The 25,029-nt window shown below is 62.9% G+C and carries 20 protein-coding genes and 1 pseudogene; 17 read left to right on the top strand and 4 right to left on the bottom strand.

Annotation, left to right across the window (positions count from 1 at the left end; genetic code table 11):
• Positions 1–162: 162 nt before the first annotated feature.
• The 4 genes from H2170_00470 to gatB are packed head-to-tail and all read left to right on the top strand — an operon-like array spanning position 163 to position 4,564.
• Entirely contained in the window at positions 163–1,062 is a 900-nt protein-coding gene (locus H2170_00470) for a LysR family transcriptional regulator (GenBank protein ID MCS6298564.1), read from the top strand.
• A gap of 58 nt (positions 1,063–1,120) precedes the next feature.
• A complete protein-coding gene (gene gatA / locus H2170_00465; protein ID MCS6298563.1) occupies positions 1,121–2,623 on the top strand; it encodes an Asp-tRNA(Asn)/Glu-tRNA(Gln) amidotransferase subunit GatA in 1,503 nt (500 codons plus the stop codon).
• 46 nt (positions 2,624–2,669) lie between these two features.
• A complete protein-coding gene (locus H2170_00460; GenBank protein ID MCS6298562.1) occupies positions 2,670–3,047 on the top strand; it encodes a GxxExxY protein in 378 nt (125 codons plus the stop codon).
• 59 nt (positions 3,048–3,106) lie between these two features.
• Positions 3,107–4,564, top strand: a complete 1,458-nt coding sequence (gene gatB, locus H2170_00455) for an Asp-tRNA(Asn)/Glu-tRNA(Gln) amidotransferase subunit GatB (protein MCS6298561.1) — start codon at positions 3,107–3,109, stop codon at positions 4,562–4,564.
• A gap of 12 nt (positions 4,565–4,576) precedes the next feature.
• Here gatB and H2170_00450 read toward each other — a convergent pair whose 3' ends face one another.
• Positions 4,577–5,923: a protein kinase gene (locus tag H2170_00450; protein MCS6298560.1), complete on the bottom strand. Its 1,347-nt coding sequence runs from the start codon at positions 5,921–5,923 to the stop codon at positions 4,577–4,579.
• Positions 5,924–6,181: 258 nt separating this feature from the next.
• Between H2170_00450 and H2170_00445 the strand changes: the two genes are divergently transcribed.
• The 4 genes from H2170_00445 to H2170_00430 are packed head-to-tail and all read left to right on the top strand — an operon-like array spanning position 6,182 to position 10,289.
• Positions 6,182–7,354, top strand: a complete 1,173-nt coding sequence (locus H2170_00445) for a glycosyltransferase family 1 protein (GenBank protein ID MCS6298559.1) — start codon at positions 6,182–6,184, stop codon at positions 7,352–7,354.
• Entirely contained in the window at positions 7,355–8,548 is a 1,194-nt protein-coding gene (locus H2170_00440) for a galactosyldiacylglycerol synthase (GenBank protein ID MCS6298558.1), read from the top strand. It begins immediately after the preceding gene.
• Positions 8,545–9,489: a diacylglycerol kinase family lipid kinase gene (locus H2170_00435; protein MCS6298557.1), complete on the top strand. Its 945-nt coding sequence runs from the start codon at positions 8,545–8,547 to the stop codon at positions 9,487–9,489. Before H2170_00440 ends, H2170_00435 begins: the two co-directional genes overlap by 4 nt.
• Positions 9,486–10,289: a UDP-2,3-diacylglucosamine diphosphatase gene (locus H2170_00430; GenBank protein MCS6298556.1), complete on the top strand. Its 804-nt coding sequence runs from the start codon at positions 9,486–9,488 to the stop codon at positions 10,287–10,289. Before H2170_00435 ends, H2170_00430 begins: the two co-directional genes overlap by 4 nt.
• Positions 10,290–10,441: 152 nt before the next feature.
• Here H2170_00430 and H2170_00425 read toward each other — a convergent pair whose 3' ends face one another.
• Positions 10,442–11,128: a DUF2959 family protein gene (locus H2170_00425; GenBank protein MCS6298555.1), complete on the bottom strand. Its 687-nt coding sequence runs from the start codon at positions 11,126–11,128 to the stop codon at positions 10,442–10,444.
• 302 nt (positions 11,129–11,430) lie between these two features.
• Here H2170_00425 and H2170_00420 point away from each other — a divergent pair, with 302 nt between their 5' ends.
• The 6 genes from H2170_00420 to H2170_00395 all read left to right on the top strand — a co-directional run bounded on the left by H2170_00420 (position 11,431) and on the right by H2170_00395 (position 18,918).
• Positions 11,431–11,556, top strand: a complete 126-nt coding sequence (locus tag H2170_00420) for a multicopper oxidase domain-containing protein (protein ID MCS6298554.1) — start codon at positions 11,431–11,433, stop codon at positions 11,554–11,556.
• Between the two features lie 116 nt (positions 11,557–11,672).
• The gene (locus H2170_00415) at positions 11,673–12,059 is read left to right on the top strand and encodes a hypothetical protein (protein MCS6298553.1); all 387 of its coding nucleotides are present in this window, start codon (positions 11,673–11,675) and stop codon (positions 12,057–12,059) included.
• Between the two features lie 31 nt (positions 12,060–12,090).
• A complete protein-coding gene (locus tag H2170_00410; GenBank protein MCS6298552.1) occupies positions 12,091–13,335 on the top strand; it encodes a TolC family protein in 1,245 nt (414 codons plus the stop codon).
• 3 nt (positions 13,336–13,338) lie between these two features.
• Positions 13,339–13,707 (top strand): hypothetical protein, encoded by a 369-nt coding sequence (locus H2170_00405; protein MCS6298551.1) that lies wholly within the window; start codon positions 13,339–13,341, stop codon positions 13,705–13,707.
• 72 nt (positions 13,708–13,779) lie between these two features.
• Entirely contained in the window at positions 13,780–15,108 is a 1,329-nt protein-coding gene (locus tag H2170_00400; protein ID MCS6298550.1) for an efflux RND transporter periplasmic adaptor subunit, read from the top strand.
• Positions 15,109–15,132: 24 nt separating this feature from the next.
• On the top strand, positions 15,133–18,918 hold the full coding sequence (locus H2170_00395; GenBank protein MCS6298549.1) for an efflux RND transporter permease subunit: 3,786 nt from the start codon (positions 15,133–15,135) through the stop codon (positions 18,916–18,918).
• Between the two features lie 250 nt (positions 18,919–19,168).
• Here the strand turns inward: H2170_00395 and ltrA are convergent, their stop codons facing one another.
• Both ltrA and H2170_00385 read right to left on the bottom strand, forming a co-directional pair.
• Complete coding sequence (ltrA, locus tag H2170_00390; GenBank protein MCS6298548.1) at positions 19,169–20,869, bottom strand: group II intron reverse transcriptase/maturase; 1,701 nt, start codon at positions 20,867–20,869, stop codon at positions 19,169–19,171.
• A gap of 334 nt (positions 20,870–21,203) precedes the next feature.
• On the bottom strand, positions 21,204–21,485 hold the full coding sequence (locus tag H2170_00385; protein MCS6298547.1) for a hypothetical protein: 282 nt from the start codon (positions 21,483–21,485) through the stop codon (positions 21,204–21,206).
• A gap of 957 nt (positions 21,486–22,442) precedes the next feature.
• On the opposite strand from H2170_00385, the gene H2170_00380 reads away from it, so the two are divergent.
• From H2170_00380 to H2170_00370, 3 genes and pseudogenes are all read left to right on the top strand, one after another.
• Positions 22,443–22,802, top strand: coding sequence for a hypothetical protein (locus H2170_00380; protein ID MCS6298546.1), 360 nt, complete (start codon positions 22,443–22,445; stop codon positions 22,800–22,802).
• Positions 22,799–24,264, top strand: a pseudogene (locus tag H2170_00375) (IS21 family transposase). The gene H2170_00380 and the pseudogene H2170_00375 overlap by 4 nt, the downstream one beginning before the upstream one ends.
• Positions 24,261–25,028 carry an ATP-binding protein gene (locus H2170_00370; GenBank protein MCS6298545.1) on the top strand — a complete coding sequence of 256 codons (768 nt, stop codon included), beginning with the start codon at positions 24,261–24,263 and terminating at the stop codon, positions 25,026–25,028. The pseudogene H2170_00375 and the gene H2170_00370 overlap by 4 nt, the downstream one beginning before the upstream one ends.
• The last annotated feature ends 1 nt before the right edge of the window (position 25,029 follow it).

Here is a 25,029-nt window from a genome sequence, read left to right as displayed (position 1 = left end):
GTTGTTTTTTTTGGGGGGGGCAATTGTTGTCCGCTTCGACGTGACCGCCAGAGGAGCGAGCACTCGAAGCGGTCTGCGGAAGCCATATTAGCCTGAAAAACTAGATTCGACTAATACCGTGTTTCTAACTTTCAGTTCGTTTAAACCTAACTCATAAAACCCATGGATTGGCTCAATTATCATCACCTTCGCTATTTTTGGATTGTGGCCAAGGAGGGCGGGCTGCGTCAGGCGGCGGAGAAGTTAAACATCTCGCAGCCGTCGATTTCGGCGCAAATCAGCGAGCTTGAGGCGGCGCTCGGCGAAAAGCTGTTCAGGCGCAAAGGCCGGGCCAACGTGCTCACCGATGCCGGCCAGACCGCGCTGCGTTATGCCGATGAGATTTTCAATCTGGGCCGTGAACTCACCAACGCGATCAAGCAGGGCCCCACGACCCAGACGCTCCGACTGCACGTGGGCATCGCCGACGCACTGCCCAAGTTGATCACTCATGAAATCCTCAAGCCGGTCTTCGCCATGTCGAGGCAGGTGCATGTGATCTGCCGCGAGGGAAAAACGGAAGACCTGCTCGGGCATTTGGCGGCGCATCGGCTCGACATCGTGCTCGCCGACGAACCCGCCTCCGGAGTGAGCACCAGCAAGGTTTTTAATCACCACCTCGGAGAGTCGTCGGTTACCTTTTGTGCGGCGCCGGAATTGGCTGCCGCACTCAAGCCCGGGTTCCCCAAGTCACTACACGGTGCGCCCGCATTGCTAGCAGGGGAATCGACTGCACTGCGCCGCTCCCTGGAAAAATGGTTTCGGGCCATCGGGGTACGCCCCCAGGTGCTGGCGGATTTTGACGACGGCGCTTTGATGAAGGTCATCGCTTCCGATGGACGCGGCTTTGTGGCAATCCCGTCCGTGATCGTGGCGGAGGCGAAGACGCGCTACGGCCTGGTGGCCATCGGCACGACGCTGCGCTGCGTGGACAACGTGTATGCCATCACGGCCGAACGTCGGCTTTCGCATCCCGCGGTGAACCTGATCACCGAAAGTGCGCGGAGGCTTTTCAGCCAGTGAAACGGTTAACTCGCGCCTTGTGGGAGCACCCTGCGTTTTGCGCAAAAACGGTGGTGCAATGTCCGCATCAAAACCCTTTGCTTCGTTTTTTACCGTGATCGACACGCCACTTTTTTATAAATCCATCGCCGAACTGGCCGACGCCCTCGCCGCCGGCACCACCACTTCGGTCGCCCTCACGCAGGCCATCATCGAGCGCACCCTTGCCGTGGAGGAACGCGTTAAAGCGTTTAACTCCTACGACACCACCGACGCCCTCGCCCAAGCCGCCGCCTCCGATGCGCGCCGCGCCGCCGGCCAGGCCCTCGGCCCGCTCGACGGCATTCCCATCGGCATCAAGGACGTGATCGCCGTCACCGGCCAGCCGCTCACGGCCTCGTCAAAGATGCTGGCAAACTTCGTTTCGCCCTACGACGCAACCGTCACCCTGAAGCTCAAAAAGGCCGGCGCAGTGATTTGGGGCCGGCTCAACCTCGACGAATTCGCGATGGGCTCGTCCACGGAAAACTCCGCGTTTCATACCACGCGCAACCCCTACAACCTCGACTGCGTGCCTGGCGGTTCGTCCGGTGGCAGCGCGGCCGCCCTCGCCGCCGGTGAGGCCATTGCCACCCTCGGCTCGGACACCGGCGGGTCCATTCGCCAGCCGGCCGCGTTGTGCGGCGTGGTCGGACTCAAGCCGACCTACGGCCTGGTTTCGCGCTTCGGCTTGATCGCCTTTGCCTCGTCGCTCGACCAGATCGGCCCGTTTACGCGCACGGTCGAAGACGCCGCGATCCTACTGCAATCCATCGTCGGACACGACGAGCACGACTCGACCTCGGTGAAGACGGAAATCCCCGACTACCGCGCCGCGTTAAAGGAGAAAAAAGGCCCGTGGCGCATCGGTATTCCCAAGGAATATTTCGCCGAAGGGCTCGACCCCGAGGTGGCGGCCGCGGTGGAAAAAGCGGTCACCTTTTACGAAAAAATGGGCTGCGAGATTAAGAACGTTTCCCTGCCACACACCGAGTACGGCGTGGGCGTTTATTACATCATCGCCACGGCCGAGTGCTCCTCAAACCTGAGCCGCTACGACGGCATCCGCTACGGCCACCGCTCGACCGAAGCCAACGACGTCGTTGACCTTTATTTCAAGTCGCGCGCCGAGGGTTTCGGCGCCGAGGTGAAACGCCGCATCATCCTCGGTACTTATGTGCTGAGCAGCGGTTACTACGACGCGTATTACCTGCGTGCCCAAAAAGTACGTACGCTCATCCGCCAGGACTTCCTCAACGCCTACAACGAGGTCGACGCAATCATCACGCCGACGGCACCGACACCGGCGTTTAAGCGCGGAGCCAAGGCCGATCCGTTGGCGATGTACCTGTGTGACGTTTACACGATCGGGGTAAACTTGGCGGGCTTGCCCGGCATCAGCGTACCGTGCGGGTTCTCCGCGAGCGGGCTCCCGATCGGCATGCAGTTAATCGGCCAGCCCTTCAAGGAAGCCGAGCTGCTGGCGATCGCCAACGCCTACGACTCCGCCCACGACTGGTCCCGCCGCACCCCGAAACTCTAATACGAGTTACACAGAGGGCACATGAGGATGCACAGAGGCCACGGAGATGAATACCGAGATCAATCAACTGACCGAACAGATCATTGGCGCGGCTATTGAAGTCCATCGTGAGATTGGCCCCGGGCTGCTCGAATCCGCCTACCAGCGGGCCTTGTCGCATGAACTCACCCTTCGCGGGCTGAAGTTCGAGGAGCAAAAACTTTGTCCCATCAAATACAAAGCTCTGGTTATCGACGACGCCTACCGCCTCGATTTTTTGGTCGGGGGACTGGTTGTCGTTGAGCTGAAAGCAGTCGATTCCCTCACCGACGTACATGAGGCCCAAGTTCTCACCTACTTAAAGTTCACGGGCTGTCACCTCGGCCTCCTCCTCAATTTCAACTCCACGACCCTGATTAAAGGCCTCCGCCGCCTGGCTCGGTGACCTCTGTGCCACCTCTCGTGCCCTCTGTGTAATAATTCCGCATCCGCCCCCCCCCTTTCATGAAATACGAAGCAGTCATCGGTCTTGAGGTTCACGTCCAAATCAAGACCCGTTCCAAGATGTTCACCCGCGTCGCCGCAGGCTACGGTCAGCCGCCGAACACGCTCACTGATCCCGTGGTGCTCGCTCTGCCCGGCGTGCTCCCGGTGATGAACAAGGCCGCCCTCGATGCCATCATCAAAACCGGCCTGATGCTCGGCTGCGACATCGCACCCCTGTGCAAATGGGACCGCAAAAACTACTTTTACCCCGACTCGCCCAAAAACTACCAGATCACCCAGGCCGCCCAGCCGATCTGCCTCAACGGCACCGTTGAAATCGAACTCCCCGGCCCGTCGCGCAACATTCAGGGCGAACACAAAACCATCGCCCTCACCCGCATCCACCTCGAAGAAGACGTCGGCAAACTCAACCACGAGGCCTTCGACTCTCTCGTCGACTACAACCGCGCCGGCACCCCGCTCATGGAGCTCGTCACCGAGCCCGTGATCAAAAGCGCCGACGAAGCCTACGCCTTCCTCACCTCGCTGCGCGCCACCATCGTTTACGGCGGCATCTCCGACTGTGACATGGAAAAGGGCCAGATGCGCTGCGACGCCAACATCTCCATTCGCCCCGTCGGCCAAAAGGAACTCGGCACCAAGGTTGAGTTAAAAAACCTCAACTCCATCTCCTACGTGCGCGACGGCATCGCCCACGAAATCAAACGCCAGATCGCCGTGGTCGAAAGCGGTGGCGTGATCGTTCAGGAGACCCGCGACTTCGACGGCCAAGCCGGCACCTCAAAATCGCTGCGCAACAAGGAAAACGCGCACGACTACCGCTATTTCCCCGACCCCGACCTCATGCCGGTCAAGGTGGACGCGGCGTGGAAAGCCCGCCTGCTCGCCGAGTGCCCTGAACAGCCCTTCGTAAAACAAACCCGTTTTCAAACCGCCTACCAACTGCCCTACACGCTCACCTCCGCACTGGTCTGGGACCACGCCCTCGCCGCGTTTTTTGAAGAGGCCGTGCAACTCGCCGGTGCCCCCAAGGCCCAGGCTGTGGGTAACTGGGTCGTCAACGACCTCCAACGCGAACTCGGCGCCGCCAAACTTGAGTTGGCTGATTCCAAAATCAGTCCGGCCCACATCGCCGAATTGGTTAAACTCATCGACGCCGGCACGCTGCTCAACAACGCCGCCAAAGAGGTATTCATCGACATGGCGGCCAGCGGTGAAATGCCTGCGGCCATCGTGGCCCGCAAAGGCCTCGCGGCCGCACCCACCGACACCGCCGAACTGGAAACGTGGTGCCGCGCCGCACTTGCGGCCGACGCCAAAGCCGTCGCCGAATTCAAAGGCGGCAAGGACAGCGCGATCAACGCGTTTAAGGGCTCGGTGATGAAAGCGTCCAAGGGCAAAGCTAACCCCAAGTTGGTCGACGAAACACTCCGCCGCCTGCTCGCCGAGGGTTAATAAACCGGCGGCTCAATCATCCAACGCTTCGAGCGCTTGGGTGATTTCCGCGAAGGTCGGCCGTGTCGCCACCTCCGGCGCCACGCACCGCGCATGCAGCGCCGTTAACGACTCAAAGCAGCGGTCGCCGGCCTCGGTCACGCAGCGCTCAAGCAATTCGCCCATCAAGCAGCCGAAGGCGCGCACCTCCACCGCCTCAAACGCGTTTGCCGCTTTAACCGCACCCGCACCGTGCTGCTGCGGCCGATAAAAAGACGCCGCCCCAAAGTCCCCCAAGTAACACGCGCCGGTGGGATGATAGAGCACGTTGTGCGCATAAAAATCCCCGTGCAGAATCCCGCGTGCGTGCAGGTGTTCGGCGGCACGCGCCAAACCCGCCACCAGCCCCAGCGTGAGCGGCAGGGGGAACCGCTGTCCGTCGGGGTAAATATCGCGCGTGCACGTCGCCAGATTGGGCGGCCCAGCCAAATTGCAAAACTCAGGGTCGATCCACGGCATCACCAAGCCGCCCGTGCCGGCGGGATGCCCCGTGATTTCCCCGACCACACCGATCAAGTTCGGGTGATTACCCGCGGCTAAGCAGGCCGCCATTTCATCGGAGGGAAAGCCGTCGCTGGTCACCGCCCCTTTAAATAATTTAACCGCCACACTCCGCCCGGCCAAAGGGGGCGACGGCCGCCAGTTGCCCTGGTGAATCACCCCCGAGGCGCCTTCTCCGAGCTTCGCGCCCAACTCGATATCCGCCCAGCGCACGCGGGCCACGGGCGAACTGTATCCGCGCGGTGCCGACGAAAAGGGATTTCCGCCAAAGGCCAACCAGGTCAGCCGGGGCAATTGCAGCAGCCAGTCCGGCAGCGCTTCGAAGCGGTTCGCCGAAAGCCGCAGCAACTCCAGCCCCACGCACCCCGCCATGGCTTCGGGCAAACTCGCGAGCCGATTGCCGGCGAGCATGAGTTTTTGCAGCCGGGTACAGCTGCCAATTGAAGCGGGAAGCTCCGCGATCTGATTATCCGTGAGGATCAACCAGCGTAAAACGGGGGCGAGCGCGGCGGCGGAAACCGTACGGATCGCATTCGATTTAAACCCCACCATCTCAAGGTTCGCGCACGAAGACAGCACCTCGGGCAGGTGGGTAAACCGATTCTCGGAGCAGAACAGCACGCGCACCTTACCCAGCCGGGCCAAATCATCCGGCAGGGACGACAACGCGTTGCCGGAGAGGTTCAAGACCTCAAGGGAATCGGCGAGGTCGAAGATTTCCCGCGGGAATTCCGCAAGCCCGCAGGCCAGATCGAGCCGGGTTATCCCGGCGAGCTGACCTGAGCGCAACGCCGCAAGGGTATGGGGAACGGGGATCATTGAGCGGAGGGTGCGCGCATTTACAGCCAAACGAACACAACCACTAAAAACGTAAAGCCAATGCCAGTAATTCACTCAGCCAGCGCTTCATACTCCGCTGCCCCCCCCCACTGCCCCGATCGACCGACGGCGACGCAATCACTCAATCGTAACCTGATCGCCACGCAATCGTAACACAGCAGCTGTACGGTGACGTCTCAGTCCAAGACTTTTCCACGATCTATTTCAAACGCTCCGTTACGTTCTCCCCCCACCAACGTGAAACTTGCCATCGTCACTGAAACGTTCCCGCCAGAAGTAAACGGAGTGGCCATGACCTTCGGCGTCATCGCCCGAGAACTCGCGGAACGAGGGCATGATGTTACCGTTTACCGGCCTCGGCGGGATGATCCCCCCACAGCAGACGCAACCCCGGCATACCGTGTGGTTAACTTACCCGGGATGCCCATTCCCGGTTATCCGCTGCTGCGACTCGGACTGCCTGCCGGCCGCACACTAAAGCGCCTCTGGCGCGCCGAACCACCCGACCTCGTTCATGTTGTGACTGAGGGACCGCTGGGGGCCACCGCCGTCACCGCCGCTCGCGCCCTCGGCGTGCCCGTGAGCTCCAGCTTCCACACCAATTTCCACAAGTACACGAGCTCCTACGGCTACGGGGCCTTTCACCAGATCACGCTTTCCTGGTTGCGCCACGTGCACAACCGCACGCGCCGCACCTTCGTGCCCACGCCTGAACTGTGCGAGGAACTCGCCGCCGTCGGCTTCCGCGATTTGGCCGTCCTGTCGCGCGGCGTCGATACCCGCCAATTCAGCCCCTCGCGCCGCTCGGACGATCTGCGCGCCAGCTGGAACGCCGCAGCGGACACGCCCGTTGTCCTGCACGTGGGACGCATGGCCGCCGAGAAAAACTACGACCTGGTGTTTCGCACCTTTGATGCGATGCGCGCCGCAAATCCTAAATGCCGCTTCGTACTCGCCGGCGAGGGCCCGCTCAAAGAACGACTCATGCGCGAACACCCGGAGTGCATTTTCACCGGATTTTTCTCACGCGAGGAGATCGGCCGCTATTACGCCTCCGCCGACATCTACATCCACGCGAGCCTCTCCGAGACGTTTGGCAACGTGCTCACCGAAGCGATGGCCAGCAGCCTGGCGGTTGCCGGCTTTAACTACGCGGCCGCCTTTAAGTTTATCCGCGACGGCGAAAACGGCCTGAGTGTCCCCTGTGACCAGCCCGAAGCTCTGATCCAAGCCGGCGTGCGCTTGGCTACCGACTGCGCACTGCGGGAAAAACTTCGCCGCGCCGCCCGCACCACCGTCGAACCCCAATCCTGGTCGAAGGTCATTGTTCGCTTCGAACAAGACTTGGCCTCTATTGTTGGCGAAAACAGCGATACCGCTGCCCGCCAACACCAACTCGCCTCACTTTAAATGCCCACGCGCATCCTTATTTTTACTGCTGGTTATGGCGAAGGCCACAACGCCGCCGCCCGCGCACTCGCCGCCGCTTGCGAAGAAAACCACGGCCCTGGCACGGCGAAAGTCGTCGACCTGTTTGCGTTAACTCACCCCCGTTTTAACCAGATCAGCCGCCGCGCCTACCTGGCCACGATCAACGGTGCCCCGCGCCTCTGGAGCAGCCTCTACGCGTGGATCGACCGCTCCAATATCGTGCCGCGCTGCCTCTGGTTGCTCGGTAAGGAACGCCGCCTGTTCGCCCAGATCATCGCCGAGGAAAAACCAGCGGTGATTTGCAGCACGTATCCGGTTTATGCCTTCATCATCGAACGCCTCAGCGCCGAAGGCCACACCCTCCCGCCCCACTTCAACATCGTCACCGATTCCATCAGCATTAATTCCCTGTGGTGGCGCGCCGGTGCCGACGGCTGGTTTGTCCCCAACACCGACTCGGCCGACGTGATGCGCATAGGTGGCGTTGCAATCGAGCGCCTGCACGTCACCGGTTTCCCCGTACCGTCCTTCTTTGGCGCCAACGCCTCTCGCCTCGCCCCACCCGATCTCAGCGTACCCGGCGCGGCCCCGCGTGTTCTCTACATCATCAATTCCGGCACCAACAACGCTGCGGAAACCGCGCGCCTGCTGATCGCGGAAACCGCCTGGGAAATTACGATCGCAGTGGGCCGCAACGAAGCCCTGCGCTGCGAACTGGAAAACCTCGCCAAGGGCCGAGCCCTGCCCGTGCACTGCTTGGGCTGGACCGACAAAATCCCCGAGTTGCTCATGACGCACCATGTGGTGATCAGCAAAGCCGGTGGCGCCACCACGCAGGAGGCCATCGCGGCGCGTTGTCCCATGATCGTAAACCAGATCGTGCCCGGCCAAGAGGAGGGCAACTATGAGTTGTTGCGGCGCACCGGGGCCGGAGCCCTCGCCACCACCCCAACTGCGGTCATGCAGTCCCTGCGCACCGCCTTCGCCAACCACGGAGCCGTTTGGCAGCAGTGGCGCAACGCCCTCGCCCCCATTGTCCGCAACGACGCCGCCAAGGTCATCGCGCAACACCTCATCGACGCCGCCAACACCCGCGTCACCACCGCACCCGCCGGCCGCCCAGCCCAAACCGGCCCTTTGACGATGCGCCCGACCGGTCCCGCCCTTAAATGAAGATCCGCTTCATTCTCAATCCCGTTTCCGGGCGCAACTCACGCACCGTCCGCTTAGTGCCGATGCTTCGCGATTTCATCCGCGAACGCAGCCTCGACGCCGAGCTCCACGTCACCGACGGCCCGGGCCACGCCGTGGAACTGGCGCGCGCCGGAGTGCAGTCCGGTTGCCAGCTCGTCGTCGCCATCGGCGGTGATGGCACCCTCAACGAGGTTGCCCAAGCGCTGATTCACACCCCAGCGGCGCTCGCGCTGGTGCCCTGCGGATCGGGCAACGGCCTGGCGCTCCACCTCGGTATTCCCCTCGCCCCGCTTGCCGCTCTGGAACTCGTCACTGCCAGTAGCGGACGCATCGCCGCCATCGATACCGGCTCGGTCAACGGACGCCCATTCTTTAACGCCATGGGGCTGGGCCTCGATGCCGATGTGAGCCAGCGTTTCAATCACCTCACCACGCGCGGCCTTCCCGCCTACGCCAGCACGGCCTTCGCGGCGTTTAACCAGCGCCGCAGCGAGCGCTGCAAGATAACCGTCGGCGAGCGCAGCGAAACCCTCGACATCCTGCTCATCGCCATCGCCAACTCCGACCAATACGGCAACCGCGCCTTCATTGCTCCCGGTGCCCGCGTGGACGACGGCCAGCTCGACCTCATAGCCATTCGTCCGGTTAACCACCTCTCTGCCGCAGTCCTCGGCTCGCGGCTCTTCCTCGGCAACATCGACCAAAGTCCGTCGATCCTCCGGCTACGCGGGTCTCGCTTCATCATCGAGCGCCCCGCCCCTGGCATCGTCCACACCGATGGCGAAACGCACGAAGCCGCAGCCCTCATCGAGGTTTGCGTGCACCCGCAAAGCCTTCGCATCGTCGTCCCCACCAACTCACGCGCCATCGCGTTGCTCACGCAAAATCCGTCCGCCGCCTTCGCCCCGCAACCGTCATGAAAAAACTCAGTGTTCGTACCGTTATCCTCTCCGACGTCCACCTCGGTACCGTTGAAAGTAAAGCCTCCGAGGTGAATCACTTCCTGCGGCACGTGAGCTGCGAAAAGCTGATTCTCAACGGAGATATCATCGACGGCTGGCAGCTGCAGCGCGGCGGCAGTTGGGCTAAAAGCCACACTCGGTTTATACGCATCGTGCTGAAGAAAATCGAGAAGAAGGACACTCAGGTCATTTACCTGCGCGGCAACCACGACGACATCCTTTCGCAGTTTCTGCCGCTTGATTTTGAAAACCTGAACATCGTCGAGGAGTACATTCACGAAGGTCTGCGCGGGCGCTACCTCGTGCTGCACGGCGACGTGTTTGATACCATCACCAAAAACTTCGTCTGGCTCGCGCACCTAGGCGACTGGGGTTACCGCGCGCTGTTGAAAATCAACCGCGCCTACAACGCCTGGCGTGCCTGGCGCGGGCTCGAATATTGGTCGCTGAGCAAAGCGATCAAAGCCCGGGTAAAATCCGCGGTGAACCACGTATCGAATTTTGAGGAACACATTGCCGAGCTCGCCAAGGCGCGCGGCTGCACCGGAGTCATGTGCGGCCACATCCACACGGCTGCCGACAAGATGCTCGGCGAGATTCACTACCTCAACAGCGGCGACTGGGTTGAGTCGCTGACCGCCGTCGTCGAGCACCACGACGGCCGCTTTGAGCTGATTAACTACGTCGATTTCCTCCGCAAGTTCCCTCAGCCCGCCGAAGACAGCAGCGAATCCGATTTGGTGAGTTCGTCCCTGTAGCCGCCAGGAACGCGCGCAAACGCTCCGGGTGGCCTTGCGCGTGAGCGCAGGGATTTTAAGCCAAAGCCCCGCGCCTCCAGCGAACCGACTGAATTCCGCCCCGCCTGAACGGATCGCGAAGAGAGATTATCCGACCTTCCTCCCGGCGTCCGCTACTGACTTCTCGGTTGGCCGACAAACGTGAGCTCTTTGCCGAGCGACTTAAAATCCTCATCCAGTTTCGCCAAGGATTCGTGCAATGAAGGGGCACTTACCGTCACTTTTTCGCTTACGCTTTTGATCTCCAAAACCGCTGACGGGGTAAGGTCATGGTCTAACAAGGCGCGAACAACCCGAAGGTCGGCCAGGAACTGGGTTAAACCGGAGTTAACCCGCATGTAGCCTGCCCGCAATTTCAGGAATTGAGCCTGAACCACCTGCTTACGCTTAAAACCCCGGGCTCTGCTGGACTCGTCATGCAGTTGAGCCAACTCCTGCTCCCACCGAAAAAAATAACCATCCCCCTGCGATTGCATCACACTGGAACGCTCACGGACTTCAGCGGCCAGCGATTCGATTTGATCCATCGCAGCGGCCAATCGTTCAATCTGAGTTTTGACGGGCGTGCCCAGACTGAGACTAACCCCGGCCAACGCCACCAAGACGGCGTCCACGCGCTGATTGCCCGAATGCACCGCCAAAACCGTGTGCTGCACAGCCGCAGAATTCACGCCCTGTTTATCGGCACTCACGGTGGCGACGGAGAAGATGAACAAAACAACAGCGGCGTCGGATGCAGTCATGACGGGCTTGATTGAGTTGATTACTGAGAGGCTGAACAAACCCACGAGCAACAACATGCCCCCACCCGTCGGAGCGCGCGTCGATTTTTAACTCAGCGGGGTGGGCGGCTCAAACCAGCGGGAAACGCTAGGATGCCACAATAACCCGAAAGCAGCGAAAAGCGCATGGGGCATAACCCGAATTTTGGGAGCAGCGGGGTTTTGAACTGCTACATTTCCAGGGCCTGAGGCGCGGCGAGGGGTTTCGGAGCGAGCGGGCGATGTTCTTACGGAAACGCTTGCCGTGGAGCCAGTCGGTGAGGAGCACCCTCTGGAAAGGCCTCGCACGAAGAATTTAACCAGTAAGCAAGCATCACACCTTGCGCTTTCGCGAAGGCGAGGTCGCCCGCATCCAGGTCAACAACCGCCTCGCGAAAGAAGAATCCTCCGTGCACTGGCACGGCCTGCTCGGTCCCAATCTGAAAGACGGCGTGCCCTACATCTAACTGCCGATTCCAAGTCTCGCCCAACCCCATCACGCGTTCGGCCTCAAAAATAAACCCTCGAAATCCGAGGGATTTACGCGCCAACGGCGTAAAACAAGGTGAAGCTTTCTCCTGCCATGCAAAAATCAATCCTCCTCCGCTCCTCCCTCGTCGCCACCGCACTCGTATGCTTCGGCGCACTTTCCGCTCAGGCCGCCTCGACCTGCTGCGCCTCCCCCCTTTCCGAACCTTCCACATCGACCGCCACCCAGGCCACCGCCTACCCGCTCTCCACCTGCGTGGTTTCCGGCGAAGCCCTCGGCTCGATGGGCGAATCCTTCATCCATATCCACAAGGAGGCCGGCAAACCCGACCGCGAGGTGCGTCTCTGCTGCAAAAGCTGCCTGAAGAAATTCCTCAAAGATCCCGCCAAATACCTCGCCAAACTCGACTCCTCCGCCACGGCCCCCGCCCCCACGCCCGCCGCTCCAAAGGCCGACGCCCACAGCGCCCACGCCCATTAATCAAATCCGCCCCCCCACCGGCCCCTTCGCCATGCGCCCCCACCGCCTCCTCGCACTCGCGAGTCTGTTGCTCTCGTTTGCCGCCGTGCGTGGCGAAGAGGCCGTGCCGGTTACAGCTCCCCCGCCGCCGTCCACCGCTCTTCTCGACGCCGTCACCCGCGCGCCCACCCTTCAAGCCGCCCGCGCCCGCGCCCAGGCGGCCGAGGCCCGCACGGGCGCCGCCGGTCGCTTCCCCGACCCCACCCTCGAGGGCATGTATTCGCAGGTCCGCCAACCCATGGGCGGCGAAAAATTTCCCATGTGGGCGCTCACCTTTTCGCAACCTCTCCCCAAAGCCGGTGAACGCTCCGCCGACCGGGACCGCGCCTCCGCCGTCCTCTCCATGGCCGAGGCCGACTATGCCGTCATGGCCGGCGAGATGGCCGCCGACACCGCCATGGCCATCGCCGACGCCGACGCCGCCCGCGCCCGCTCCGACCTACTCGAACGACAGATCGCCCGAACCGAAAAAATCCTCTCCGCCCTCGACGCCCGTCTCGCCTCCGGCTCCGGCCGCGTCGCCGACCGTCTCGCCCTTCAAACCCGCATCGCGTCGATGCGCCTCATGATCGCGAAGGAAAACCGCATGGCCGACGATGCCCTCTCCGACGCCCGCGGCCGCCTCGGCCTCCCCCCAGACGCCCCGCTTCCCGCCTTTTCCGCGCCCGCCTCCGCCGAGATCGATCCGGAAAGTGTTCCCGCCCTCCGCCTCGCCTCCGCCAAGACCGACGAAGCCCGCGCCATGGTCCGCATGGCCCGGGCCTCTGCCCGCCCCATGACGTCCGTCGGCCTCCGCTTCGAGCGCGAGCAAGAAAGCTTGGGCAACACCGATACCATTGGCGTCATCTTTATGACCGAGCTGCCCTTCCGCTCCCGCGCCTACGCCCACGCAGAACAACGCGCCGCCCGCGCTGAAGAGACCGCCGCCCGCGCCGACTCCGACTCCGCCCGCCACCGCGCCCGCTCCGCCCTCTCCCGCTCCGAGCGCGCAGAACGCCTCGCAGCAACCTCCCGCAAACTCGCCGCCGAAACATCCTCCCGCCTCGACGCCGAATACGATTCCCTCATCCGCTCCGCCGGCACCCCCGCCATGGCTGGCGGCGAAACCTCCGTCCTTATGGTCCTCGAAATCCTAGAACGCCAGACCGACGCCGATCTCCAGGTCGTCGAGGCCGACTACGCCGCCCGCTCCGCCCGCGCCGAACTCTGGCGCTACGCCCCCGCCTCCCTTTTCTAAATCATGAAATCCGTCATCCTTTTCCTCGCCACGTTCCTCGTCGGAGCCGCCCTAGCCTTCGCCACCCGCACCGCCCTGCACGACCCCTACGCGGCCCCGGCCCCCGGGGACACCAAGCTCCAGATCGGCACTCCGCCTCCCGCGCCCAAACCCGTCGTCGATCCCCACGCCGGCCACACTGCCACCGCCCCTGCAGCCGTCGTAAACACCATCTGCGCCATCTGCAGCATGGATGTGGACCCCGACCTCAAGCCCGCCACCTACCAGGGCAAACTCGTCGGCTTCGGCTGCGCCGCCTGCCCGGCCAAATTCGCCAAAGACCCCGACCGCTACGGCCCCTCCGCCCTCCGCAACGAAGTCGTCAAAAACTAAACGCCTCCACGCCTCCGTCTCATTGGTCATTGGTCATTGGACATTGGTCATTGGTCATTGGTCATTTTCCCCATGCTCTCCCTCCCTCCCTGGGTCGTCACCCTCGCCGGCCTCGCCGCCGGTGCCGCCACCGTCGCCCTGCTGCCATCCTCCACGCTCTTCCATGACGCCGCCGGTCACCAACACGCCGACGCCGCCTCCGCTCCCGTCGCCGGCGAACGCTGGGCCTGCCCCATGATGGACTTCATCGGCACCAAACCCGGCGCCTGCCCCGTCTGCGGCATGGCCATGACCCAAGTCGTCGCCAGCGAGCTCACTCGTGAACAAACCCGACGCATGGGCCTCGAAACCTTCATTGCCACCCTCGGCCCCGCCACCGCAACCGTCCACGCGTACGGCGCCGCCGAATACGACCACCGCTTCACCCAACTCGTCATCCCCCGCGTCGCCGGCCGCATCGTCAAACGCTTCGAAGCCACCTACGGTTGCTGCGAGGAGGTCGAAGCCGGGGCTCCCGTTGTCGAACTCTACAGCCCTGAACTCATCGCCGCCCAAGGCGAACTTCAAGCCGCCTTAAAACTCAACGAACCCGCCCTCATCGCCAGCCTGCGCGAACGTTTCGCCCGTTGGCACCTCGCCGAGGTCGCCGATGCCATCGTCGCCGGCCAACCCGTTCGCGATACCGTCATCATTACATCACCCTTCTCCGGCCAAGTCCTCCAGCAGGATACCGACATGATCAATGAAGCCCTCGCCGTCGGCCGCGAAATCATGGCCGACGCCCCACTGCTTCGTCTCGTCGATCCCGACAAGCTAGTCCTCGTCGTCCACGTCCCCGAACACCGCGCCAACTGGATAGCCACCGGTCAGTCCGTGTTAATCGAAAGCGACGACGCCGGCCCGCTCCCTCAAGTCAAAGCCACCGTCACTCGAGTCGCCGCCGAGATCAACCCCTCCAACCGCGCCCGCGAGGTCCGCATCCACCTCACTGGAGCCCGCACCTTTCTCTCCCCCGGCAGTCTCGTCAGCGCCCGTTTTCAAGTCGCTCTTGGCAAAGACCTCAAGCCCGCCGCCCCCACCGATCGCTCCACCTGGGGCCAATTCGTCCTCATTCCCAAAACCGCGGTACTCTCCACCGGCGTTCGCCACGTCGCCTGGAAAATCACCTCCCGCGACGCCAAGGGCCACGCCCGTTTCGCCCTCGCCCCGCTCGCCCTCGGCCCCCGCCTCGAAGACGAAAACGGCAAAGACCTCTACGTCGTTCGCACCGGCCTCGCCGCCGGCGACGAGGTAGCCACCCAAGGTGCCTTCCTGATCGACAGCCAAGCCCAGCTTGCCGGCACCCCCAGCCTCCTCTTCCCGAACGGCGCCACCGCCCCCACCCCCGCCCACCAACACTAACCCACGACCGACCACCTCCGCCCATTGGTCATTGGACATTGGGCATTGGTCATTCCAGCCATGCTGGCCTTCGCCATCCGCAACCTCTTCGTCACCCTCTCCGCCGCGCTGGCCCTCGCCCTCGCCGGCCTCTGGGCCTGGAGCCGCGTGCCGGTGGACGCCATTCCCGACCTCTCCGATAACCAGGTCATCGTCTGGGCCGAGTGGCCCGGCCAATCCCCCGCCGACGTCGATCAACAAATCACCTCGCGCCTCGCCCGCGAACTCCAGGGCCTCCCCGGTGTGCAGACCGTGCGTGGCCTCTCCCTCTACGGCACCGCCTACGTTTACGTCATCTTCGAGGACCGCCGCGACCTCTACGAAAACCGCACCCGCACCCTCGAACGCCTTTCCCAAATCCAGGGCATCCTCCCCGCCGGCGTCACCGCCAAACTCGGCCCCGACGCCACCGCCATGGGCCAGGTTTACGCCTTCACCCTCCAAGGCCCGCGCGACACCGAGTCCAAACGCTACGTCCTCGACCAGGTCGTCGTCCCCGCCCTCCGCGCCGTCCCCGGGGTCGCCGAGGTCGCCCCCGCCGGCGGCGTCGTCCGCGAATACCAGATCGACGTGGACCCCACCCGCCTCGAGGAACAATCCATCACCCTCGACCAGCTCATGACCGCCGTACGCGCCGCCGGCCGCGACGTCGGCGCCATGAGCGTCGAACAAAGCGGCATCGAGACCATGATCCGCGGCGCCGGCTTCATCCGCTCCGTCAAGGACGTGGAAAACATCGTCATCCGCGGCGACCGCATGACCGGCTCCGGCATCCGCCTCGGCGAGATCGCCCAGGTTCAGCTCGGCGGACAATTCCGCCAGGGCCTGCTCGCCGACGGACACCAGGAACAGGTCGGCGCCATCGTCGCCCTCCGCGTCCACGAAGACCCCAAACGCGTCATCGCCGGCATCAAACAACGCCTCGCCGACCTCGCCCCCACCCTCGCCGCCGAGAAACTCGAACCCGTCGCCTTCTACGACCGCTCCCAGCTCATCGACGAGACCAACGCCACCGTCACCGACAACCTCCGCGAGGCCATCGTCACCACGATGCTCGTCGTCGTGCTTTTCCTGTTACACCTCCGCGCCAGCATCGCCACCGCCGTCAGCCTGCCGCTCGGCATGCTCTTCGCGTTCCTCGTCATGCACTTCCTCGGCGTGAGTGCGAACCTCATGAGCCTCGCCGGCATCGCCATCGCTATCGGCGTGATGGTCGATTTCGGCATCATCATGACGGAAAACATCACCCAACACCTCGTCTATCTCCAGGCGAAGTGCCGGCGCGAAAACCGACCCATGCCCACCTCGCCCTGGAACGAGGAAATCACCGAAACCGTCGTCACCGCCTCCCGCGAGGTCGCCCGCCCCCTCGTAACCTCCGCCGCCACCACCGTCATCGGCTTTCTCCCCCTCTTCGCCCTCACCGACCAGGCAGGCCGCCTCTTCATCCCGCTCGCCCTCACCAAAACCCTCGCCATCAGCGGCGCCGTCCTCGTCGGCGTCTTCCTCGTCCCCGCCCTCTGCCGCCTCCTCCTCCCGCCCTGGCAGGTGCGCAAGACCCCGCTTCTCCTCCTCGCCGGCCTCGCCGCCGGCCTCACCTTTGGCTGGTATATAAACACGGGTTATATCCTCCCCTTCGACCACGACCGCTGGTCGCTCCATGTCCCCGGATGGCTCTTCGCCCCCGCTCTCGCCGCACTCGTCGGCTCTGCCGTCTGGCGCCTCGGCCGTGAGAAACTCGTGGACTACGAGCAAAACCCCACCAGCCGCGCCATCCACGTCTCCTACGACTGGGCCTACACCCATATCTTGCACCACAAGGTCCTCTTCGCCTCCACCCTCGTCCTCCTCGCCGGCGGCGGCTACCTCCTCGGCCTCGGTTGGCCCCGCGTCAGCACGCCCCTCCGGGCCGCCATCTCCGCCGCCGGCGGCGACCTGCGCTCCACCCACGCCGACGCCCTCCTCACCCGCTGGTTCCCCGGCGTCGGCTCTAGTTTCCTCCCGCCCCTCGACGAAGGCAGCCTGCTCTTCATGCCGTCCGTGCCCGCCACCGCCGGACTCGGCGAAACCCAGCGCGTCATGGCCATTCAAAACCGCGCCATCGAGGAAGTCCCCGAAGTCGCCGGGGTCATGGGCAAACTCGGCCGCGCCGAGACCGCCCTCGACCCAGCCCCCATCGGCATGATCGAGACCGTCGTCGTCCTAAAACCCTACAAAGACTGGCCCATCGAAGACATCCTCCTCCCCGACGGCACCACTGAACGCCGCCCGCGTACCCTCGCCGAAGTCCGCGCCAGCCTCGCCGCCGCCACCGACCTGCCCGGCGTCGCCCCCAGCTGGCTCCAGCCCATCGAGACCCGCGTCGTCATGCTCTCCACCGGTATCCGCAGCCTCATGGCCCTGCAACTCCTCGGCGACGACGCCGCCGCGCTCGAACGCTTCGCCGAAAAAGCCGAAAAAATCATCCAGGCCACCCCCGGCGCCGCCGACGCCCAGATGCAGCGCGAAGGAGGCAAAACCTACGCCGAGATTCGCCTCGACCCCGCCAAACTCGCCCGCTTCGGCTTCACCCAGGAAATGGTGCTCGAAGGCGTCGAATCCGCCTTCGGCGGCATGCCCGTCACCTTCTCCGTCGAAGGCGCACTCCGCTACCCCGTCCGCATCCGCTACCTCCGCGAACGCCGCGACGACCCCGACGAATTGCTCGGACTCCAAGTCGGCATGACCGGCGAACACGGCGCCGTCCCGCTCTCGAGCCTCCTCGCCAAACCCACCACCTTCACTCTCGAAGTCCCTTCCACCTCCGCCCTCCTCGCCACCCTCTCGCTCACCCACCAGCGCAACCTCGTCCCTATCGACAATCTCGTAGCGAGGAGCGTGAACGACCCGTCATTGGACATTGGTCATTCGTCATTGGTCATTCCGCGCGCCGAGCGCGCGGAGCTCACCATTCCCGCCGGCGAAAACCTCCCCGCCACCCTCACGCCCCACGTCGTCGCGCAGCGTCCGAGCGAGGCCGGCCTCACCTACGTCATCGGCCCCATGGCCATCCGCAGCGAAGGCGGCAAACGCACCCAATACGTGATGTTCAACGCCGCCCCCGGCGCGTCAGAGACCGACATCGTTACCTCCGCTGACGCCCGTCTCCGCGCGGCCATCGCCTCCGGCGAACTCCCCCTGCCTTCTGGTGCGACCTACCGCTGGGTCGGCCGCTACGAGCAAAAGTTAAAAGCCGACCGCACCCTCGGCTGGGTCATCGCCGCGTCCTTCGCCGTCATGGTCATGCTCATCTTTGTCGGCACACGCTCGTGGCTGATCACCTCCATCATCATTTTCTGCAATGCCACGGTCACTACCGCCGGCGGCTTCGTCCTCGTCTGGCTCTGGGGCGCGCAGCTCACCACCGCCGTAACGGTGGGTTTCCTCGTCCTGCTCGGCGTGATGTTCAACGACGGCATCCTCCTCGGCACCTACCTCCAGGAAAAATTCCGCACCGCCCCCCGCGACCTCGCCGACGTCCACGCGCGCATTTTCGAAGCCGGCCTACGCCGCCGCCGCCCAGCGATCATGACGAATATGACCACGATGCTCTCCCTTGTCCCCGTGTTATGGGCCACCGGACGCGGTGCCGAACTGATGGCCCCGATGATGTTGCCCGTGATCGGCGGCATGATCTTCGACATCGCGTCCCTCTTCTCCGTCCCCGTCTTCTTCGCCTGGTATTGGGAACGCCGCCTCGCCCGCGAGGCATCCGTCCCATCCGTCCCTTAAATCACCTTCGTCCCATTCTCCGGTGGCGTGCTCTTTTTTCTTGGTGTCAAGGTAGACGGCGACGGCGTCATCCACGGTGATTTCACGCTCGGGGGCGCGGTAGTTGGCCAGAGCGTACTCTAAGTAGAGTAGAGAGAGCCGCGCGTCGGTAACCCGTCAGCGCGACCCTCCCCCTCGTCAAACCGTGCAAGCGGTTTTCCCGCACACGGCTTACCGAGTCCCCATTCTTTCGGTTTGGTTTCAGCGGAGTTCATTGCTTCCAAGCCGCCGTAAGCGGCCAGTGCCATAGTTTGTATTGACCATGCAAACGGTCGTCGGTGAAGAACTCGAAGAGTCCGTGGGTGCGGCTATACTTTCGCCACAGCCACCGCCGCAACCGGTTGCGCACAAAAGCCTGCTGGTTACTAAACACGTGCGTGCTGTTGCCGTAATGAAACGCCGTCGCCCAACCGCGAGTGATTTGGTTGACCTTGCGGACCACCGCCACCGCCGGTTGGTTGCGCGTTCGCACATCTAGCTCCATCCGCACTTTGTCGCGTAACTTGGCCAGACTTTTCGCACTGGGTTCCACGTGCGGATACCTTCGTTTGCTCTTCATGCCTTGCCGCCATGCGACGGAAAAACCGAGGAACTCAAAGCCTTCCTTTCGTGTATCCACCAGTCGGGTTTTCTCTTCGTTGAGCTTTAACTTACGTGCCTCCAGCCACCGTTTCAGTCGCGTTTGCAGCCCCGCCCCTTGACCCGGTTTGCACAGGATCAGGAGGTCGTCGGCGTAACGCACCATCGTCGGCTTTTGTTCGCACTTCTCATTCACCGCATGATCGAGGTCGTTGAGGTAGAGGTTCGCCAGCAGAGGCGATATAACTCCGCCTTGTGGCGTGCCACACCGGTTCGCGCTCACCTTGCGGCACCCCGTGTCCCGGTCCTCTTCCACGATGGGTGCGCGCAGCCACGTTTTTATTAAACGCAACACGCTCCCATCGCTCACCCGTTTGGCCACCAATTGCAGGAGTTCGCGGTGCGGGATCATATCGAAGTAGCTCGATAAATCCGCGTCCACCACCTCCACCTTTCCGCTCAGCAGGGCCTCTTTAACTTTGTCCATCGCCTGATGGGTCCGGCGTTTCGGCCGGTAGGCGTAGGAGTGGTCATGGAAGTCCGCCTCCCAGATGGGTTGCAACACGATCGCCGCCGCACTTTGCACCACACGGTCTTTTACCGTGGGGATGCCCAGCGCACGACGTTTGGTCCTGGCCTGATCCTTCCATATATAGACGCGCAGGACCGGACTGGGTCGGTAGGTTTTCGTTCGCATTTCCTCCGCCAGCGCAAGCAGCCATGCCGCCCGATAGGCTTCGTTCTTTACGAGCGTTTCCACCTCGAACCCGTCCACTCCCGGCACGCCGTCATTGGCGATCACCTGATCGAGCGCATCCGACAGAATGTCCTGCCGATACAGCTCTCCATACAAACTATAGAACCGCCAATGCGGCTCCGCTTTTGCTTTCCGATATAGCACACGTTGCAGCTTCCGAACCTTCGGTGACGTTTTTATCCAGAGTTCATCACCCCAGCCATCGTCGGGTCCTTTGCCGCTCTGTGATGCGTGGGAACAAGTGCCCTCCCTTCGCTCCCCGGCGGTTTTAATGTCCGCTAGATCATCACTACTATGGAGGTCTCCGACTCCTGCCACGGCCCGTCCGGCCTTACGAGGTTTTGCCGCGCTTGTGCCGGTGGTTGAGGCATCGCAAGACGCCCCACCGCCGCAGGTCTCACCACTTAACCTAACGACCTTTCCCACCCCGCCGCCCCCGCTGACTCCGCCGACGTGTTGATCGGAAATCAACGATTTAGGTCCTACGTCTTTGCGAGACTGCCTTTTCCGATCCTTGCAGGCTTCACCGTTCAGGTAGCGGCTGGACTCGTCGGTTGTTTCGGTAACGGAGCTCATTGGATGGGGTTCACCTTCGTTGCGGCTGACTGGTTCGGGCACACGGTCGTGCTTTCCGGCGAGGCCTCGCGGCCTGCATCCGTGACCGGGCCCTTCGACCGCGAATCGTTAAATTCGGCCGAACAGACTTTCACTGTTATGGTTGTTAGTTTCATGGTCGCACACCCGAACGCCGAAGTTTTAACCACGGAATTCACAGATGAGCACAGATAACAGAGTGTTACTGAATTTGAAGACAGGATGAAAAAAAGGGGATCAAGCTGAGTCCGTTTACCCCCTAAGGGATTGTATCTGTGCAATCTGTGTAATCTGTGGTTGGTTTGAACTTCGAAATTCAGGCTAAATAGAACTCAAGCGACTTGGGCGCGTCGGCCAAACGACGGAACGCGGCCTCGGCTTCGTGGAGCTGTTCGTCGGACAGGCGGGCGGAGGTGGCACGGATGCCGGTATCGGACTGAGCCGCCTTAATATTTAGAGCGTCTTTTTCGGCACCGGCCTCGCCGCGGGTTTTGAAGTTCTTGCGGATGCGCAGGCCGTTGATGCGGCCATCGACTCGCCAAGAGGTAATTCCGTTAGGATTTACGAAGCGGGAAACGACGAAGGGTGTCGGGGACATGTTTAGGTTGCCATGTCAATTGGACAACCCAGTCAGCCCGTTTCATTAAGTCGCTTGTATGGAGCGAGTTAACTGGCGGAGAGGGGGGGGGGGGGGGGGGGGGGGGGGGGGGGGGGGGGATTCGAACCGCCCTTGGGCAAACAACCGAAAGCCTTCGTTTAGTGTGCTTTATGTTGGTAGTTAGAGCCTGTCCCAAATTTCCGGATTTTTAAAAAGTGCGCAGAGGTCCATTGGGATTGCGGGCGAACGAGGTGGCACGAATCTGTGAGCGGCGAGCGGGAAAGCGTCTATTTCTGGCGGTTAGGAATGCACTTCTTCTTCGGTGGATCTTCTTCCCCTTAAAAAGAGTAATACTCTTCTTCCGTGGGTGGGTTTTCTTCCCTGTCCGGCTGGGGATATGAGGGGTGCGAATGGGTGGAGATTGAACCGGCGGGACGCTTGGCGGATGCACAGCGATGCATCCAACCGGTTCACGCAAGTGTTTGCACTGTGTCGATTTCTTTCTGCCCGACGCGCATAACCGCGAGCGTCAGCGCTACTGCGGGAAGCCGGGATGCCGACGGGCGAGCCGGGCGGCCAGTCAGGCCAAATGGTTGGCGAAGCCGGAGAACCTCGACCACTGGAAAGGCCCAGAAAATGTCCAACGGGTGCAGGAGTGGCGGAAGGCCAATCCGGGGTACTCACGGCGGAGGGGGCCGCGACGGCGGGTGGCGTTACAAGACATCCCAACTACGCAATCCGTTGTGCGCCAGCCTAAAGCCGAGCCGGTCGCCGAGGTGGCGTTACCGAATCCCTGCGTGCCGTTACAAGACAGATGGGAGTCGCAAAACCCTGTGCTCGTGGGGCTTATCGCGCAGTTCGCCGGAGTGACGTTACAAGAGGACCTCGAACCCATGCTGCGACACCTGCAATCCCGGGGGCGGGTGATCCTGGGCATCGACGTCCAGCCGCCCGATTATGCAAAAACAACCGATCGATCGCGAACAACTCCGGCGCACGCCGGCCCAGTTTAGCTGGCTGGACCACCGGCTGGTGCGGGGCAATTACCTGGGGCGGGCCAGTGCCCCCGCCTGGGGACTTTATCTGGTCCTGGTAACCGTGGGTGACGCCGACGGGCTGAGTTACTACGCCACGCGCACCCTGGCCCGGCTGCTCACGCTCAGCGAGGACGGCCTGGTCGAGGCGCGTCGGCAGTTAATCGAGGCCGGGGTGATCGCCTACGCCGCGCCACTTTACCAGGTGCTCTCCTTGGACCGGGGCAGGCCAACGCACACGCTGGCGGCAACGCCGCCGCCGAGCCGGGAGGTGGGCGCGTGATCGATTACGAACTGTATTGCCGGATAAAACAGGCGGAGGCGGCCGGTCACAGTGCGCCGCAAATCGCCCGCTCGCTCCAGTTGCACGTGCAGACGGTGAGGCGCTGGCAGGCGCAGGAAAAGTACGTGCGCAGCCAGGCCGCGCAGGTGCCTAGGCCAAGCAAGCTCGACGTGCACAAGCCGGCGATCGCGCGCTGGCTGGAGGCCCATCCGTTCACCGCCATGCAGCTCTGGCAAAAGGTGCGCGAGCGGGGGTACACGGGCGGGTATTCAATTTTGAAAGACTACGTGCGGCGGGTGCGGCCGAGGAACCTGGAGGCGTTTCTTACCCTCAAGTTTGCCCCCGGCCAGACCGCGCAGGTGGACTGGGGCAGTTTTGGCGCGGTGGAGGTGGACGGCACCCGGCGGGCTTTAAGTTTTTTCGTCATGGTTTTGGGGTACAGCCGGTTCCTGCATGTGGAATTTACCCTCGGGCAGGGCCAGGAGTGGTGGCTGGGCTGTCACCGGCGCGCCTTTGAAAAACTCGGCGGGGTGCCGCGCGAGGTGATGGTGGACAACTGCAAGACGGCCGTCCTCTCGCATGTGCCCGGGACCGACCCGGTGTACAACGCCCAGTACCTGGACTTTGCCCGGCACTACGGGTTTACGATAAAAGCGTGCGGGCCGGGGCATCCGCAGTCCAAGGGCATGGTGGAAAACGCGGTGGGTTACGTGAAAAAAGCTTCCTTGGCGGGCGGCAGATGAACGGGTTTACCGAGCTGGGGCCGGCCGCCAGCTTGTGGCTGGAAACGGTGGCCAACGTGCGCGTGCACGCTGAAACCCAGGGCCGGCCGGTGGACCGGCTGCCCGAGGAGCGCGCTGCGCTCCTGCCGCTTAACCCGGTGGCCAGTCCGGCGGTGCGCACCTTAAGCGTGCGGGCGTCGCGGCGGTGCCGGGTGAGTATCGAAACGAACCGCTACTCGGTGCCCACGAAGTTTGCCGGGGCGCTACTCACCGCGCAGATCGAGGGGGCGCAGGTGAGGTTTTTTGCGGAACGCACCCTGGTGGCCGAGCACGCCCGCAGTTTTGCCCGCCGCGCCGATGTGGAAAACCCCGAGCATGTGCGCGAACTCGAGGAGCGCAAACGGCAGGGGGCGCGGCAGCGCCTGCGGCTACGGTTTTTGGAACTGAGCCCGGCGGCGCCCGCCTACCAACGCGGGCTGGAGGAGCGCCGGCTCAACGCGGGCCATCACGTGGCGACTATCGTGGGTTTGGTGGCCCTGTATGGAACGGAGGCAGTCGGCCGGGCGATCGAAAGCGCCCATGAACTCGGCGCCTACTCCAGCGATTACATCCTCAACTTGCTCGAACAACGCGCGCGGGCCTTGCCGCAAGCCGGGCCGATCCACCTCACCCGCGCCGACGCGTTGGCCGCGTTGGAACTCGAACTGTGTCCCCCGGATTTAAGCCCCTATACCCAATGAAAACAGAACCCGAAAAACCCGATTTATTAAAAGACCAGCTCAAGTATCTGAAACTCGGTTACCTGTTGCGTCACCACGGCGAACTGACCGCCGAGGCGGCCAAGGCGCGCTGTTCGCACGCCGAATTTTTACGCCGACTGGTGCAGGCCGAGACCCAGGACCGCCAGATCCGGGCGCTGGAGCGGCGTATCCAGGCGGCGCGCTTCCCGGTCAAGAAAACCGTCGACCAGTTCCAGTGGGACTGGCCCAAGGAGTTGAACGAAGCGCAGGTGCGGCACCTCTTCGAACTGGGCTTTGTCAAGGAGCGCACCAACGCGGTGTTTTGCGGTGGTGTGGGGCTCGGTAAAACACACCTCGCGAGCGCGTTGGGCTACGCGGCCTGCCAGGCGGGTTACACGGTGCTGTTTACGACGGCGGTGGACGCGATCAACGCTTTGGTCACCGCCCAGTCCCTGCACCGGTTGCAAGCCGAGTTGAAGCGTTACATGACCCCTGCGGTGCTCGTGCTCGATGAGGTCGGCTACCTGCCGCTCGACAAGTCGGGGGCCGACCTGCTCTTCCAGATCGTCAGCCAACGCTACGAACGCGGCTCGCTGATCGTCACCACCAACAAGGCCTACAAACACTGGGCAGGGATCTTTAACAACGACGCTGGCATCACCGCGGCGATCCTGGACCGCCTACTGCACCGGGCCCAGACCGTCGTCATCGAGGGCAAATCCTACCGCATGAAAGACCGCCTAGCCGACGAACCTGCAAGCTGAC

This window comes from Opitutus sp. (genome assembly GCA_024998815.1).
Taxonomy (GTDB): Bacteria; Verrucomicrobiota; Verrucomicrobiia; order Opitutales; family Opitutaceae; genus Rariglobus.
This window is presented reverse-complemented; position numbering and strand designations above follow the sequence as displayed.

Bases quoted from the DNA above. Each gene is read 5' to 3' on its own strand.
- H2170_00470 (MCS6298564.1), top strand. From the start codon at position 163: ATGGATTGGCTCAATTATCATCACCTTCGCTATTTTTGGATTGTGGCC.
- gatA (MCS6298563.1), top strand. From the start codon at position 1,121: ATGTCCGCATCAAAACCCTTTGCTTCGTTTTTTACCGTGATCGACACG.
- H2170_00460 (MCS6298562.1), top strand. From the start codon at position 2,670: ATGAATACCGAGATCAATCAACTGACCGAACAGATCATTGGCGCGGCT.
- gatB (MCS6298561.1), top strand. From the start codon at position 3,107: ATGAAATACGAAGCAGTCATCGGTCTTGAGGTTCACGTCCAAATCAAG.
- H2170_00450 (MCS6298560.1), bottom strand. From the start codon at position 5,923: ATGATCCCCGTTCCCCATACCCTTGCGGCGTTGCGCTCAGGTCAGCTC.
- H2170_00440 (MCS6298558.1), top strand. From the start codon at position 7,355: ATGCCCACGCGCATCCTTATTTTTACTGCTGGTTATGGCGAAGGCCAC.
- H2170_00435 (MCS6298557.1), top strand. From the start codon at position 8,545: ATGAAGATCCGCTTCATTCTCAATCCCGTTTCCGGGCGCAACTCACGC.
- H2170_00430 (MCS6298556.1), top strand. From the start codon at position 9,486: ATGAAAAAACTCAGTGTTCGTACCGTTATCCTCTCCGACGTCCACCTC.
- H2170_00425 (MCS6298555.1), bottom strand. From the start codon at position 11,128: ATGTTGTTGCTCGTGGGTTTGTTCAGCCTCTCAGTAATCAACTCAATC.
- H2170_00415 (MCS6298553.1), top strand. From the start codon at position 11,673: ATGCAAAAATCAATCCTCCTCCGCTCCTCCCTCGTCGCCACCGCACTC.
- H2170_00410 (MCS6298552.1), top strand. From the start codon at position 12,091: ATGCGCCCCCACCGCCTCCTCGCACTCGCGAGTCTGTTGCTCTCGTTT.
- H2170_00405 (MCS6298551.1), top strand. From the start codon at position 13,339: ATGAAATCCGTCATCCTTTTCCTCGCCACGTTCCTCGTCGGAGCCGCC.
- H2170_00400 (MCS6298550.1), top strand. From the start codon at position 13,780: ATGCTCTCCCTCCCTCCCTGGGTCGTCACCCTCGCCGGCCTCGCCGCC.
- ltrA (MCS6298548.1), bottom strand. From the start codon at position 20,869: ATGAGCTCCGTTACCGAAACAACCGACGAGTCCAGCCGCTACCTGAAC.
- H2170_00385 (MCS6298547.1), bottom strand. From the start codon at position 21,485: ATGTCCCCGACACCCTTCGTCGTTTCCCGCTTCGTAAATCCTAACGGA.
- H2170_00380 (MCS6298546.1), top strand. From the start codon at position 22,443: ATGCAAAAACAACCGATCGATCGCGAACAACTCCGGCGCACGCCGGCC.
- H2170_00370 (MCS6298545.1), top strand. From the start codon at position 24,261: ATGAAAACAGAACCCGAAAAACCCGATTTATTAAAAGACCAGCTCAAG.